Origin of the sequence: Phormidium tenue FACHB-1052, from assembly GCF_014696675.1 — a bacterium.
Lineage (GTDB): Bacteria > Cyanobacteriota > Cyanobacteriia > Phormidesmidales > Phormidesmidaceae > Nodosilinea > Nodosilinea tenuis_A.
Window position 1 is genome coordinate 14,493 of sequence record NZ_JACJQN010000017.1, and the last position, 15,034, is coordinate 29,526.

A 15,034-nucleotide genomic window follows, 5' to 3' on the forward strand; every position below is an offset into this window, starting at 1 on the left:
GGTCTTGACCCTCGTACCACCCTGGATGAGCCGCCCCTTGGGCGAACCCGACTAACTCAAAACTGACGCTTAACTGAGGGGGCTAAGTAGTTGCCTAACTATCCGTATCTTCTCTGGTGACAGCGGGGCTTTCTGACGATATTGGGGACATGGTTGAACACCAGCCAAGTTGAGTGAACCAGGGGCTAGCAACTGGCCGTGAAAAGGTTGCTTTCCCTGGCTGACTCAATGCTTTGCTTCCCATTCCCGATCGGGAATGCCCCTGGCGGTGCTGCCGCTGCCCAGGTTGCAGAACCGCCTTCACGACTTGCTGTAAGGAGAACCCCCCATGACCATTACCCTGCAACGCCAACGCCCGGTTTTCTTAGGTGCCGATGAGGGTCGAGCCTATCAAATGCTGACCCACACTGTGGTTCGCAAAGTCACGACCGTAGACACCAACGGCTACTACGCCCTAGCTGAACTTACCGATACCGCTGGATCGGGTGCCCCTCTGCACAGCCACCCCTGGGAAGAGACCTTCTACATTCTCGAAGGGGAGCTAGAGGTGCAAATTGGCAACCAGCAGCAAGTCTGCACGGTGGGCAGTGTGGCCCATGTGCCAGCCAATGCGGTGCACAGCTTCAAGATTCTCTCCCCGGTGGCGCGCGCCCTGCTTTTGATCGCCCCCGCCTCCGCCGAAGCGTTTTATCTCGAAGTGGGCGATCGCGTCTCCGACCTCGAAACCGACATGGAAACCATGCAAGAAATCTGCGCCAAATACGGCCTGCAACTGCGCTAACTCGCCCACTGCTCAGCAGGTGAAGTCTAGTGAGAACGACCCAAAAGGTCAGATGTCAAGCCTGCCGCGCATTGCCTTCATTTTTCGTTCTTAAATTTTCGTTCTTTTGCTCTACAAACCCAGGAGATTTCGATGATTCACCACATTTCTGTCAGCGCTAACGACCCACTCCACGTGGCCACCGTCATGGCCGAAATTTTTCAGGGCTACGTGATTCCCTTTCCGCCAAACCCCGGCAGCTACATCACCTTGGCGGCGGATGACTTTGGCACCGCGATCGAGGTCTACCCCACCGGATCCGAAATTTTCCCCGACAGTCACCAGGGGCAGGCAGGGTTTCAGCTAAATCCGCAGTCGTCTCAGTACTCCGCGTTTCACGCCGCTATTTCGGTGCCCATGAGCCTTGAAGAAATTGAGCGAATTGGCGATCGCGAAGGCTGGCGGGTGCTCTTTGCCGACCGCGACGGCCTATTTGACGTGGTCGAATTTTGGGTCGAAAACCGGCTCATGCTAGAGCTGCTCACCCCAGCCATGGCTGCCAAATACCAGGCCGTCTTCAGCCCCGAGCATCTGCCCGCCCTAGTCGATCAGTTCGCCCTCGCCACGGCCCGCTAGTCCAGCGATTGAGGGAGTGGGAGGGTAAATGGTGTAGACGGGTGGATGAGTCTGCCAGGAGCCGATGTCTTACAAACCCAAGCAGCAAATCCCCTCCCCACCCATCCACCCATCTACCCATCCACCCTCCCACCCATCCACCCCCAAGGAGCCCCCATGCGTCCCTTTTAAACTCTGCTCTACAGCACTGCTGCTGCTTTAGTCCTGCTCTCCGCCAATGGCTACTCTCAAGTTTCAAGCCTAACCCTGGAACGCGACCCCCAGCCGATCGCAGGCATGGCCTCGGCCTCTGAAGACGACACCACCCAGCCCGCTGTGATCGAAGGCGAGCCCCAGCCCCTGGGCAACGGCACGGTGCGCTCCTATGTGGCGCTGGATGACCAAAACCATCCCCAAGAGGTGGGGGTGATCTTCACGGCGGCGGCCCTGGCCGGGCTGCCCCAGGATGGCACCGAACTCCTCTTGCCGCTGCCCTTTCAGGCTGAATCGACGGCGATCGACCACATTGCCCTTGACTGGCGGCCCCACGGTCACCCCCCTGAGCCCATCTACGGCGATGCCCACTTCGATATTCACGCCTACACCATCAGCCCTGAAGAGCGCGAGGCCATTACCGCCCAGGGGGCCGACCTGGAGAAAGCCTACAAAACTCCGGCCCCAGAGTATATTCCGGCAGGCTACGTGATGGCTCCCGACAGTGCTGAACCCCGCATGGGTGCCCACTGGGCCGACCCCACGGCAGCGGAGTTTCAGGGCCACCCCCACGGCTTTGACCACACGCTGATCTACGGGTTTTATGAGGGAGCGATCGCCTTTATCGAGCCCATGGTGTCCTTCGACTTTCTCGCCAGCCAGCAAGACTTTGAAGGGGATTTCGCTCTCCCCCAAAGCTATGCCAAGCCAGGGCTTTACCCCACCCGCTACCGCATCACCTACAACGAAGTCACTCAGACTTACACCGTGGCGCTGACCGATTTTTGGCAGCCATAGGAACAGTTATTTCGTTTGAGAATGCTACGGGCTTTCCCAAACGAAATAACTGCCTGTCTGGAAAGCCTGCCCAGCCTCTTGTAGCTACTTGAGCTGTGTAACACCCACTACATTTCACCGCTTCCTTTAGGAGACCCGTGATGACCCCAGCGATCAGCGAGCCCGCTCAGCCCTCGGTGGCCAACCCCAATCGAGCCTGGGGAAACTGGCCAGTCAAGACCCGCGAACTGCATAGCCATCACTTCGATTCCACCATTTGGAACGACTTTCAGTTCCGCGACGACGACATTGTGATTGCCACCTACGGCAAATCGGGCACCACCTGGATGCAGCAGATTGTCTCCCAGCTGATTTTTAACGGCCAGGAGGGTCTGAGCGTGGGCGAAATGTCGCCCTGGATGGATCTGCGGGTGCCGCCCGCGCCAGAGAAAATGGCCGCCGTGGAAGCGCAGACCCATCGCCGCTTTCTCAAGACCCATTTGCCGGTAGATGCCCTGGTTTTTTCTCCCAAGGCGAAATATATCTACATTGGCCGCGATGGCCGCGACGTGCTCTGGAGCCTCTACAACCACCACGCCAACGCCAATGACCTGTTCTACGACCTGTTAAACAACACCCCTGGGCGGGTGGGGCCACCCCTAGAACCACCGACTAGCTCGATTCGGCAGTACTTTCAGGACTGGTTGCAGGGCGATGGCTACCCCTTCTGGTCGCTGTGGGAGAACATGCGATCGTGGTGGCAGGTGCGCCACCTGCCCAACGTGCTGCTGGTGCACTACGCTCAGCTCAAGGCCGATCTGCCCGGCGAAATGCGCCGCATTGCCGAATTTCTCGACATTCCCATTGACGAGGCTCAGTGGGACGGCGTTGTGGAGCACTGCACCTTTGACTATATGAAGCGCCATGCTGAACAGGTCGCGCCCCTGGGCGGCCAGATCTTTGTGGGTGGGGCCACCACCTTTATCCACCAGGGCACCAATGGCCGCTGGCGCGACAGTCTCACCGCTGAAGATATTGACTGGTATGAGGATGTGGCCCAGACTCAGCTCGGCGGCGATTGCGCCTACTGGCTGTCCAACGGTGAACTGCCTGTCGTTTAGACTCTATGCTCTAGCAACTCAGGTCTTGAGGTCGAGGCCACCCTAGGCATGCTGCTGGGGTGGCTTTGCTGTGGGGATGATAGACCGCCTGGGGTACAACAAAGGTGCCATTGTCAACGCTGCGATCGAACAATTCGAATTACTTCAAGCGGGTTAATTTAGCGCCGTGGCACCTTCGTTACGGGCATTATGAACGGTATAACGAGGATCTGTTGGTTAGGCATTAGCAACCCTCAGCTGGACTCGATGTAAACGCTGACGGCCTTTGGCTGTTAGCACTTTCTCGGCTAGATGGCATGGCTGAAACTCTTGACCGTAGACCCCCGCGATCGCTCAACAATGACGATTTGCTGGCCCTAGAGGTCTGCAATCCCTACCCGATTCGCTTTATCCAGAACATTCAGCCCCACGGTCTGTTGCTCTCCCTGAGCTACCCAGAGCTGACGATCTTGCAGGTGAGCGCCAATGTCGAGGATCTGCTGCACCAACCTCCGGCTGCGCTGCTGGGGCAGCCCTTAACCGTTGCCTTTGCGGCCACCGATGTAGAGCTGCTGCGCCACTGCCTCGACCAAAATCAGGCGGCGGCCTACCTCACCCTGACCCACCCGACCACCGGGCAGTTGTTTGCGGTCAGCCTGCACTGGCAGTCAGAGTCTCTGCTGATGGAGCTAGAGCCGCAGACCGCCGATGAACCCACGTCGGAGGAGCTGTGCTGCCAAATCAACACGGCGATCGCCGCCTTTGGCACTGCCTCAGATTTGCAGTCACTGGTCGAGATTTTTGCCCGCGAAATTCAGCGGTTGACGGGGTTTGATCGGGTAATGGTGTATCGCTTTCAGCCCGATCAGAGCGGGGTGGTGGTGGCGGAGGTCAACCGCAACCACCACGAGAGCTATCTGGGGCTGCACTACCCGGCCACCGATATTCCCCGCGAGGCGCGATCGCTCTTTTACGCCAACCCGCTTCGCTATATTCCCGACCTTGACTATGTGCCTGTGCCGCTGGTGCCCGAGGCAAACTCCCTGACCCAAAGCCCTCTAGATCTGGGTGCCGCCGAGCTACGGGGGGTATCGCCACCGCACATCGACTATTTACACCGCATGGGCGTCAGCACCTCCATGACCTTCTCGCTCACCGACGATCGTCGACTGTGGGGGCTGGTGGCCTGCCATCACTACCAGCCCAAGCCGGTGCCCAAGATTACCCGCATGGCGTTTACGATGCTGGTCAAAGTGGCCAGCCTGGAGCTGATGCGGCACCAAGAGCAAGAGCGCAGCTATTATCAGGCCCAAAACAAAACCCTGCTAGGGCAGCTCGGCATCGCCATTAACGAAACCGAAGACGCGGTGCTTAAAACCCTCACCACCAACGCCAACCTGCTGCTGGATATGTTTGAGGCCGAGGGGGTCGCTCTGGTTTTAGATCAGGACTATGCCCTGGTGGGGTCTGCTCCGGCCCAGGCTGAGGTCAAAGCCCTAATTGACTGGCTGGCCGGCCAGGGCGAAGACCAGGTGTTTGCCACCCAGGCGCTGGCGCAGGCCTACCCTCCAAGCGAGCAGTGGTCGGTAAAGCTGGCTGGAGTGCTGGCGATCTCGATCTTTTTGCAGCAGCCTCGGCCTGTGTCATACCACATTTTGCTGTTTCGCCCTGAGCAGATTGAAACGGTGCACTGGGCGGGCGAGCTGAGCGCCAGCGTCACCCTTGATGAGGCGGGGGAACCGATGCTCTGCCCCCGCCATTCGTTTGACCTGTGGAAAGAGCTGGTGCGGGGGCGATCGGTGGTCTGGTCAAATCGGCAACTTGAAGCGGCAGCCGATTTGCGCAGCACCCTCATGCTGGCCGTGCTGAACTTTTCGAATGTGGCCCTAGAGCAGGCGGCAGAACGGGCTGAGGTGGCCAACCGGGCCAAGAGCGAGTTTTTGGCCAACATGAGCCATGAGATTCGCACGCCGATGAATGCTGTGCTGGGGTTTACCGATCTGCTGCAAACCATTATTCAAAACCCGGTGGCGCTCGACTATTTAGAGGCGATTTCGTCTAGCGGCAAGACTCTGATGTCGCTGATTAACGACATTCTCGACCTGTCTAAGATCGAGGCGGGCCAGATGGATATCAAGCTGGAGCCGACGGATATCACCCTGCTGATCCAAGATATTCAGCACATTTTTCAGCAGAAGGCGGCGCAGAAAGGCATTCGGCTGCGGATGATTTTGGGTACGGGGCTGCCCAAGGCGCTGTGGCTGGACGAGGTGCGGCTGCGGCAAATTTTATTTAATTTGGTGGGCAATGCGCTGAAATTTACCGAGCAGGGCCATGTCGATATCGAGGTGGCCTGTGCGAGGCTGCCGACGGTGCCGGGTGAATCCTCGGTCAATTTAAAAATTTCTGTGGCCGATACGGGCATTGGCATTGCCGAGGCCGATCAGCAGCGCATTTTTAATGCCTTTACCCAGAGCTACGGCCAGAGCGATCGCAAGTTTGGCGGCACGGGGTTAGGGCTAGCGATCACCTATCGGCTCACCCAGCTCATGGGCGGCACCATTGCCGTCGAGAGTCAGCTAGGGCGGGGCAGCACGTTTACCTGTGAGTTTGATCGGGTGGCGATCGCCCCGGAGGGTAGCTCTCAGCCGACGGCGATCGAGGCCGAAACTGACTTAAACCAGTGGGCACCGCTCAAAATTTTGGTGGTAGACGATGCCCGCTCAAACCAAGATTTGATCGCGGGCTACTTTCGCAATACCCACCATCGCCTGCTGTTTGCCGAGAACGGGCTGGAGGGGGTGCAAATGGCGCAGACCCACCTGCCCGACCTGATTTTGCTCGATCTGCGCATGCCGCTGATGGATGGTCAGGCGGCGGCTCTGGCCCTCAAGCAGCATGAGCTGACTCGCTCGATTCCAATTATTTTGATCACGGCTTCGCTCAGCTACGAGGGCGAGACCATGCTCGCCAGCGACCTGTACGACGGACTGCTGCACAAGCCCGTCAAGCGCCAGCAGCTCTTAGAGTTGATGCAGCGCGTGGTGGGCGCTGGGGCGCTGCCAGGGGTAGAAGATCGCGCTAGTGCTGGGTCGGCGGCGATCGCATCCAACCCGATCGCCGCTGGCCCCGGTGCGGCAGCGCCAACGGCCCCGACCCCAGAGCGCCTGTTGGCGTTGCACATCCAGCTCCAGGCGATCGCCACTGACTGCTGGCAACCGCTGCGGCAAACCCTAGAAACGCGATCGCTCGAAACCTTTGTCGAACGGCTGCGAGGGGCGATCGCCCTTTACCCCTACCCACCGCTGTCTGACTACCTGACCACCCTGACCATGCAGCTAGAACAGTTTGATTGGGAACATTTACCCCATACCGTGAATGCGTTTGCGCCCCTGCTAGAGACGCTAACTCAACAGGTCGCGACTTTCGGTGAGGCTCCCTTGCATGATTAATCCCCCGGCGTTTGAGCCCGAGCAGTGCCTGATTATGGCCGTCGACGACGTGCCCGCCAATCTCAAAATTTTGCAGCAGGTGCTCAACGCGGTGGGCTATCGCACCACCTTTGCCACCCGTGGGCAGCAGGTGCTAGACCGGCTAGAAGACATCAAACCCGACCTGATTTTGCTCGATCTGATGATGCCAGAAATGAGCGGCATCGACGTGTGCGAGCGGCTCCAGCAGAACCCGGCGACGGCCCACATCCCGATTATTTTTTTGACGGCCAGCCACGAAATTGAGCATTTGGCCCAGGCCTTTGAGTGTGGCGCAGTTGACTACGTGACCAAACCCTTTAATGCGATCGAGCTGCTGGCCCGCATTCGCACCCATCTAGAGCTGAGCCAGCTGCGCAAACAGGCTCAGTTTCAGGCCCAGTGGGAGGCAATTTCTCGGCAGATTGTGCAGGACATTCATGCCTCGATCCATCTGCAAGACATTCTCAACAACACCGTCAAGGCCATTCAGCAATTGCTGACGGCGCGTCGGGTGATGGTCTACCGCTCCTGTAATCCCCACGGCTGCAAACTGCTGGCGCTCTCGGGCGACGGTCTGGCCTCAGAGCTTTGCGTCCAGGGGTTAGGCTGCCCCTATTTAGAGCACTGCGCGGGAGTGTTGCCTACGCTCACCGAGCAGCAGATTTGCCTGATTGAAGCGGCTCCGCTGATTCCCTCCAGCGGGGCGGCGGCCTGCCGAGCCAACGTTCCCCAAGAGCTGTGTCTGCCGATTCACCAACAGGGCCAGTTGTGGGGTGGCCTGGTGGTGCAAAATGACCCCTGCGCCCGTTCCTGGGCCCAACAAGAGGTCGAAACCTTGACCCTAATTGTGCAGCAGCTCGAAATCTCGATTCAACATGCCGAGCTGCATCAGCGCTTGAGCGCGGCCAATCAGGAGCTAGAGCGCATCTCAAACACCGATAGCCTGACGCAAATTGCCAATCGGCGCTGCTTTGACCGGCAGCTATCACGAGAATGGCGACGCCTACAGCGGGAAAAACAACCCTTGGCTCTGATTCTCTGTGATATCGACTACTTTAAGCTGTTTAACGACACCTATGGCCACCCCAGCGGCGACACCTGTCTGCTGGCGGTAGCCCAGGCCCTCAAGCGCTGCCTCAAACGCCCCGCCGATCTGGCGGCGCGCTACGGGGGCGAAGAGTTTGTGGTGCTCTTGCCCAATACTGAGCTGGTGGGGGCCATTGAAGTAGTTGAGCAGATGCAGGGCGCGATCGCCACCCTGGCGATCGCTGATGCCCCCACGCACCGACTCACCCTGAGCTTTGGCATCTATGCGGCAGTGCCTCAGCAGTCTACCAAGGCTACTACCGCCCTCGCCCTGGCCGATCAGGCCCTCTATGCTGCCAAACAAGCCGGGCGCGACCAATACGTGATTGCCCCAAATGTAGTCGGTGCTGGTGCGATCGAGCCATTGCCTCGCTTCAAACATTCCAATGCATGAACCTTAGAGCAGGCTCATGTCCCCATAGCCCAGCGGCTACACCACATTTGTGGTCTATTTAGCTGCCAACGCATCGCGCAGGGGTTTGCTCATCCAGTTCAGCCCGACGCGCACCTGGTGCGAGAAGGTGGGCATGCGATAGAGGTAGGCCAGGCGGCGAGCGACGTGGGCCAGTTCGCCATCGAGCTGAATGCCCAACCCGGTGAGGGTGGCCCGGCTGGTGCCGAGGGTGAGCATTTCGCCCATGTGGCGGTAGCGGAAGGGGAGTTGGGGGCGATCGCTGATTGCAGCCCAGATATTCCACCCGACAAAGTCGGCCTGTTGTAGGGCGACCTGGGCCGTGGTGGGCACCTGCTGACCGTCGGCATCGCGGCAGTCGGCCACATCGCCTAGGGCGTAGACGCCGGGGGCATCCACTGCCTCTAGGGTGGGCTGCACCACCACCTGCTGGCGATCGTTGTGCTTGAGGGGCAGGTCGGCAATCACGGAGTTGACCTGAGTGCCCACCGTCCACAGCACCAGATCGACCGGCAAAATGTCGGTTTGCTCCCGAAAGGTGAGGCTGATGGTGTCGGCGGTGACGTTGTCTACGGTAGTTTCGAGATCGATCCACACCCCCAGGTCAGAGAGCGCCTTTTGGGCTACCTCGCGGTTGTATTCAGGCGAGGTGCGGAGAATCGTGTCGGTGCTTTCGACCAGGCGCACCCTGCCCCGTTCCCCTAAATGTTCTGCCACTTTGCAGGCTAGCTCAACCCCGCTGTAGCCGCCGCCCACCACCGCCACGCGAATTTTCTCGGCGTCGGAGGCTTCAAGCAGGCGCAGCCTTTCCTTCAGATGGTAAGCGTCTTCTAGGGTGCGGAAGGCGTGGGCGTGCTCGGCCACGCCGGGGGCCATGTGCATAGGGGTGGTGCCACCCAGTGCCAGAACGAGGCGATCGTAAGTGAGCGTCATGCCGTCGCTGAGGCTGACGCGGTGTTGGTCGAGGTCAATGCCGGTGACTTCTGCCTGACGAAACTGCACCGCAGTCCCGGCCAGCAGCTCGGTGTAGGGCGGGGCGACTTCCCAGGTTTGCAGTTCGTCGGTGACCAGCTCGTAGAGCAGGGGCAGGAAAAGGAAGCGATCGCGGTGGTCAACCAGCGTAATCGTCGGTGGGGTGCCCTCCCACGGCAGATTGCTGAGGCGCAAGGCGGTGTAGAGGCCGCCAAAGCCGCCGCCGAGAATACAAATTTGCTGGGGAGCGTCTGCCATAGTCAAAAGCCGTGATACCTCCTCTACCTTCTAACTCAAAATGGAAAGAGTCATCCTGCTTTGCGGAGATTTCTTTTGGCTATAGCGTCAGACTTTGGGGTGCGCTCTCCCCGCCAAGAGGCGATCGCGGGGGCGCGAGACATCATTCCCCTGGTGGTGGGAGCGATTCCCTTTGGCATTATCTTTGGCACCCTGGCCCAGGGCAGCGGCCTCTCTTTTGGGGCGACGCTGGGCATGTCGGCCTTTGTGTTTGCCGGTTCGTCGCAGTTTATTGCCCTAGGGCTGCTAGCGGCGGGCAGTACCCTGCCTCTGATTGTGCTCACTACAGTGGTGGTGAACCTGCGCCACATGCTCTACGCCGCCAGCCTGCTGCCCTACGTACAGGGGGCATCCCAGCGATGGAAGGTGTTGATTGGCTTTTTCTTAACGGATGAAGCCTTTGCCGTAGCCATTCGCCGCTACGGGCAGCCCGACCTCAGCCCCCACAAGCACTGGTACTATCTGGGCGCAGCCGTGACCATGTACGGCAACTGGATTCTCTGCACCTGGCTGGGGCTAACGGTGGGACAGCTCATTCCCAACGCGGCGGCCTGGGGGCTAGATTTTGCCATGGTGGCGACGTTTATTGGCATGATCGTGCCCTACGCGACGACCCGACCGATGGTGGGGGCGATCGCCGTCGCCGGGATCGTGGCCGTGCTGGCGAACGGGTTGCCGCATAAATTGGGATTAATGGTGGCGGCGATCGCAGGCGTCACCACCGGCTTCTACCTCGAAACCCGGCTGCCAAGGGCGCAGGGCAACGGATAACGCCCGCCCCACTCAAAACTAAAAATTCAAAACCCAAAATTTTCTATGAATGACTGGCTCCTCGTCGCCTCCATGGCCCTGGTAACGTTTGCAATTCGCTACGTGCTGCTGGCCTTTAGCGGGCGCATTCAACTGTCGCCGACGCTGGTGCATGCCTTGGGCTACGTGCCCCCGGTGGTGCTGACGGCGATCGTCGTTCCCGCAGTGGTCTTCCCCGATGGTTCAACGCTAGCGCTGGGATGGCAGAATGCGCGGTTGGTAGGGGCGATCGCCTCCGTTATCCTTGCCCTATGGCGCAAAAACCTGTTGCTGACCATTGCGGGCGGCATGGCCACCTTCTGGGGTTGGCAATGGCTAGTGAGCTAAAATTAAGGCTCAACACTGCGATCAGCGCGTCGATCAGGAACGTCAGCTATGGCAACTCGGCAGATCGTGATTGACATTCCCGAGGCAGTTTTTCTGTCGGATGAAGGCCTTGATGAGGCGACCTTTGCCCAGGAGCTAAAGGTTTTAGCGGCGGTTAGGCTTTATGCACAAGGGCGTTTGTCGTCTGGTCGAGCTGCCGAGCTAGCGGGTATGTCACGGGTTGAGTTTTTGCTAAACCTCAAGGAGTACAAGGTTTTTCCGCTCGAATCTGAGCTACTGGACCTAGAGGAAAGCCTTGCCTGAAGCTATTTCCAATACATCTCCTCTGCTCTATCTCTATCGCATAGAAGCCTTAAACTGGCTGCCTCAGCTTTTCAACGAGGTTTGGATTCCAAGCGCAGTGGTGCTCGAACTCAAAGCTGGCCAAGAGAAGGGCTATGACGTTCCAATTCCAAGGGACTTCTCTTGGCTCCAAGTGGTGGAGCCTGTCTCTACACCCGCTGACTGGCAAGCCCTAGATTTAGGCTTGGGCGAACTTGCCGCTATGTCCTTGGCCGCAGAGCATCCAAACAAATTCGTTTTGCTGGATGACAACCTCGCCCGGCGCACCGCTCAGGCTCACGGGCTGCAAGTCTGGGGAACGCTCAAGATTTTGCTAGAAGCTAAATCTCAAGGCTTAACCGAATCTATCAAGCCCTTTGTCTATCGACTTGGCGATGCTGGCATGTGGCTCTCCGCAGACATTCTACAGCGGGTGCTTGCCCTAGCTGACGAGAGCTAGATAGCTACCTAATGACAGCAAAAAGAAGGCCGTCATTGCGTAATATCGAACACTATTGCCCTGACACGATCGCCCTATAGTGCTCTTCGACTTTCGAGTCAGGTTGTTCCAGAGAGGTAATACATGAGTGGACTTGGCGGCTTAAATAAATCGCCCAACGGCGTCGTGCTGGGCATGGTGCAGCTGCAACTGCCCAATGTCGTCACCCCCGACGACCTCGCTGCCCAAACCCAGCGCATTTGTGAGATGGTTGCCAAAGCCCGCCGCAACCTGCCCTCGATGGATTTGGTGGTGTTCCCCGAATATTCGCTCCACGGGCTATCGATGGACACCAACCCCGCCATCATGTGTAGCCTGGATGGCCCCGAAGTCGCCGCCTTTCGCCAGGCCTGCATCGACAACGACATTTGGGGCTGCTTCTCGATCATGGAGTACAACCCCGAGGGCAACCCCTACAACAGCGGCTTGATCATCGATAACCAAGGGACAATCAAGCTCTACTACCGCAAGCTGCACCCCTGGATTCCTGTGGAGCCGTGGGAGCCTGGCAACGTGGGCATTCCTGTCTGTGACGGCCCCAACGGCAGCAAATTGGCGCTGATCATCTGCCACGACGGCATGTTCCCCGAGATGGCCCGTGAGTGCGCTTACAAAGGGGCCGAGATCATGATTCGTACGGCGGGCTATACCGCCCCCATTCGCCACTCGTGGCAGATCACTAACCAGGCCAATGCTTTTTGCAATTTGATGGTGACGGCCTCGGTGTGCATGTGTGGCAGCGACGGCAGCTTCGACTCCATGGGCGAGGGCATGATCGTCAACTTTGACGGCACGCCCATCGTCATGGGCAGCCACCGCCCCGACGAAATCATCACCGCTGAAGTGCGCCCCGACCTGGTGCGCGAGGCCCGTATTCACTGGGGCGTGGAGAATAACATCTACCAGTTTGGCCATCGCGGCTATGTGGCGGTCAAAGGCGGTGCCCAAGACTGCCCCTATACCTATATGAAAGACATGGTCAAAGAGCGCTACCGTCTGCCCTGGGATGATGAGGTGGTGCACCAGGACGGCACCTCCTGCGGCTTCCCGGTGCCCACGCGCGACTACAAGGGTGAAGAATTGCCGCCGGTCTTGAACTAGGGCAGCGGTCAATTTCTATCCCAAAAGGGTGTGAGGTGTAGGGCGCAAGGTCTGCCACAAACTCAATACCTCACACCCCGATCGCCTCACTCAACCCTCTCGCTTCAGCCCTCGACTTCTGCCCTTCTACAGACGGCAGTATGGCAACGCGCCTCCTACAGTGTGTGCGTAAGCAAAGTGGAGAAATCAGTATGTCCTTGAAGTTTCAAGTTTCGACGCTGGGCGATCAGAAATCGGCGCAAGAGCTAAAAGATCTGATTTTGACCTCTGAACCCGAGGCCAATGTTGATATCAATCCCGAGGCTAAAACCGTCACGATTGACTCCGCTGCCTCAGAAGAAACCTTTAAGCAACTTATTACTGCCGCTGGGCACAAAATAACGTCTGCTAGCTAGGCCGGGAAGCGTTCTGTTTGGGGTGATAACAGAGACGGCCTAGGGCGTGCGATCGCAGCTCCGCGCTATTCTAGATGCGTTGATCCTGGAGACTGGTTTTTGATTCCAGTCTTCGCGATCGGTCTTCGACCACTGCATTCCACCGCTGCCCATGGTTGCTTCTACCCCCGCTCCGCTGCCCCCCGGAAGTTTTGGCCTGCCGGTGGTGGGCGAAACCCTCAATTTTTTGTTTGACCGCGAGTTTGCCAAAAAGCGCCAGGCCAAGTACGGGGCTATCTTCAAGACGCGTCTACTGGGCCGTCCCACAGTGGTGTTAATGGGGGCAGAGGCCAACCAGTTTGTGCTGTCCACCAACATGGATAGCTTCTCCTGGCGGGAGGGGTGGCCTGGTACGTTTAAGCAACTTTTGGGCGAGTCGCTGTTTTTGCAGGAGGGTGAAGAGCACCGCCGCAACCGCAAGCTGTTGATGCCCGCCTTCCACGGCCTCGCCCTGGCTGGTTACGTAGACACTATGCAGTCTCTCACCGATCGCTACGCCCAGCGGTGGGAAGACCTGGGCCAGTTTACCTGGTTTGATCAGCTTAAGCAGCTCACCTTTGATATTGCTAGCACCCTGCTGTTGGGTAGCGAACCCGGTAGCGAAACCGCCCAACTGTCGAAATGGTTTACTGAGTTAACCAACGGGTTGTTTGCCCCGCCGATTCGCTGGGGCTGGACGCCCTTCGGCAGAGCCGTTAGCGCACGGGATAAGTTGCTCAACCACATTGAGCAGGTGGTCAAAGAACGCCAGGCCCATCCCACCCACGATGCTCTGGGCTTGCTAGTGCAGAGCGAAGACGAAGACGGCAACCGCCTCAGCCTAGAAGAAATTAAAGCCCAGGCCCTGCTGATGCTGTTTGCGGGCCACGAAACGACGACCTCGATGCTGACCTCGCTGGTGATGTCGTTGGCCCAGCACCCCGAGGTGTGGGAGCAGGCGCGGCAGGAACAGGCGCGACTGATGAAGGCGAGTGATGGCCCTTCTGGGTTGGTCTTTGACCACCGCGTCACCCTAGAGCAGATTCGGCAGATGCCCTACCTCGATCAGATTGTCAAAGAGGTGGAGCGTCTGTACCCGCCCGTAGCCGGAGGCTTTCGTGGTGTGGTCAAAGACTTTGAGTTTAACGGCTACCGCGTGCCCAAAGGCTGGATGGCGCTGTATAGAATCGACGCTGCCCACCGCGATCGCACCCTCTACACCGACCCCGACCGCTTTGACCCCGATCGCTTTAGCCCAGAGCGGGCCGAGCACAAGCGGGCCGACTTTAGCCTGGTGGGCTTTGGCGGTGGCCCCCGCATCTGTCTGGGCCTGGCCTTCGCCCAGCTCAAAATCAAGCTGGTGGCGGCTCACCTGCTGCGCTACTACACCTGGGAGGTGGTGCCCGGTCAGAATCTAGAGATGACGCCGATTCCAACCCTGAGGCCGCGATCGGGGCTGAAGGTTGTGTTCAAAAAACGCGCCCCCGCTTTAACGCAGACTGCCGCCAACCAACCTGGGCAGCGCCAGCCATGATGGCGAAATCTCTATTGTTTTTTATCCTCGCGGGCCTGTGCGAAATCGGCGGGGGCTATTTGGTGTGGCTGGCGCTGCGCGAGGGCAAGAGCCCCTGGTTAGCGGTGCTTGGGGTGGCCATCCTGGGCATCTATGGCGCAGTGCCCACCCTGCAACCAACACATTTTGGTCGGGCCTATGCCGCCTACGGGGGCGTATTTATTGTGCTTTCCATCGCCTGGGGGTGGCTGGTTGATCAGGTAAAACCCGATCGCTTTGATCTGTTGGGGGGCTGGGTAGTGCTGCTCGGTGTTTTAGTGATGATGTATGCCCCTCGCAGCTAGC

15 protein-coding genes are annotated in these 15,034 nt (G+C 58.7%); 14 read left to right on the forward strand and 1 reads right to left on the reverse strand.

Features of this window, described 5'->3' with window-relative positions:
- Positions 1-328: 328 nt before the first annotated feature.
- The 6 genes from H6G07_RS20455 (at position 329) to H6G07_RS20480 (ending at position 8,418) form a co-directional block, all read left to right on the forward strand.
- Entirely contained in the window at positions 329-781 is a 453-nt protein-coding gene (locus H6G07_RS20455; RefSeq protein ID WP_073610247.1) for a cupin domain-containing protein, read from the forward strand.
- A 132-nt stretch (positions 782-913) separates the two neighbouring features.
- Positions 914-1,396, forward strand: coding sequence for a hypothetical protein (locus tag H6G07_RS20460; protein WP_073610246.1), 483 nt, complete (start codon positions 914-916; stop codon positions 1,394-1,396).
- A gap of 276 nt (positions 1,397-1,672) precedes the next feature.
- Positions 1,673-2,386: a DUF5602 domain-containing protein gene (locus H6G07_RS20465; RefSeq protein WP_084173450.1), complete on the forward strand. Its 714-nt coding sequence runs from the start codon at positions 1,673-1,675 to the stop codon at positions 2,384-2,386.
- 140 nt (positions 2,387-2,526) lie between these two features.
- Positions 2,527-3,486: a sulfotransferase domain-containing protein gene (locus H6G07_RS20470; protein ID WP_084173448.1), complete on the forward strand. Its 960-nt coding sequence runs from the start codon at positions 2,527-2,529 to the stop codon at positions 3,484-3,486.
- A gap of 296 nt (positions 3,487-3,782) precedes the next feature.
- On the forward strand, positions 3,783-6,917 hold the full coding sequence (locus H6G07_RS20475; RefSeq protein ID WP_073610245.1) for an ATP-binding protein: 3,135 nt from the start codon (positions 3,783-3,785) through the stop codon (positions 6,915-6,917).
- Positions 6,910-8,418 (forward strand): diguanylate cyclase domain-containing protein, encoded by a 1,509-nt coding sequence (locus H6G07_RS20480; RefSeq protein WP_073610244.1) that lies wholly within the window; start codon positions 6,910-6,912, stop codon positions 8,416-8,418. Before H6G07_RS20475 ends, H6G07_RS20480 begins: the two co-directional genes overlap by 8 nt.
- Positions 8,419-8,472: 54 nt before the next feature.
- Here H6G07_RS20480 and H6G07_RS20485 read toward each other — a convergent pair whose 3' ends face one another.
- A complete protein-coding gene (locus H6G07_RS20485; protein WP_073610243.1) occupies positions 8,473-9,666 on the reverse strand; it encodes an NAD(P)/FAD-dependent oxidoreductase in 1,194 nt (397 codons plus the stop codon).
- A gap of 75 nt (positions 9,667-9,741) precedes the next feature.
- On the opposite strand from H6G07_RS20485, the gene H6G07_RS20490 reads away from it, so the two are divergent.
- The 8 genes from H6G07_RS20490 (at position 9,742) to H6G07_RS20525 (ending at position 15,033) form a co-directional block, all read left to right on the forward strand.
- A complete protein-coding gene (locus H6G07_RS20490; RefSeq protein WP_199312295.1) occupies positions 9,742-10,476 on the forward strand; it encodes an AzlC family ABC transporter permease in 735 nt (244 codons plus the stop codon).
- A 45-nt stretch (positions 10,477-10,521) separates the two neighbouring features.
- Positions 10,522-10,842, forward strand: a complete 321-nt coding sequence (locus tag H6G07_RS20495) for a branched-chain amino acid transport AzlD family protein (protein WP_073610242.1) — start codon at positions 10,522-10,524, stop codon at positions 10,840-10,842.
- 48 nt (positions 10,843-10,890) lie between these two features.
- The gene (locus H6G07_RS20500; RefSeq protein WP_073610241.1) at positions 10,891-11,145 is read left to right on the forward strand and encodes a UPF0175 family protein; all 255 of its coding nucleotides are present in this window, start codon (positions 10,891-10,893) and stop codon (positions 11,143-11,145) included.
- Positions 11,138-11,623: a PIN domain-containing protein gene (locus H6G07_RS20505; protein ID WP_073610240.1), complete on the forward strand. Its 486-nt coding sequence runs from the start codon at positions 11,138-11,140 to the stop codon at positions 11,621-11,623. The genes H6G07_RS20500 and H6G07_RS20505 overlap by 8 nt, the downstream gene beginning before the upstream one ends.
- A gap of 123 nt (positions 11,624-11,746) precedes the next feature.
- A complete protein-coding gene (locus H6G07_RS20510; RefSeq protein ID WP_073610239.1) occupies positions 11,747-12,763 on the forward strand; it encodes a formamidase in 1,017 nt (338 codons plus the stop codon).
- 191 nt (positions 12,764-12,954) lie between these two features.
- Positions 12,955-13,158, forward strand: coding sequence for a heavy metal transport/detoxification protein (locus H6G07_RS20515; RefSeq protein ID WP_073610238.1), 204 nt, complete (start codon positions 12,955-12,957; stop codon positions 13,156-13,158).
- Positions 13,159-13,309: 151 nt separating this feature from the next.
- Positions 13,310-14,710, forward strand: coding sequence for a cytochrome P450 (locus tag H6G07_RS20520; RefSeq protein ID WP_073610237.1), 1,401 nt, complete (start codon positions 13,310-13,312; stop codon positions 14,708-14,710).
- A complete protein-coding gene (locus H6G07_RS20525; protein WP_073610254.1) occupies positions 14,710-15,033 on the forward strand; it encodes a YnfA family protein in 324 nt (107 codons plus the stop codon). Before H6G07_RS20520 ends, H6G07_RS20525 begins: the two co-directional genes overlap by 1 nt.
- Position 15,034 lies beyond the last annotated feature (1 nt).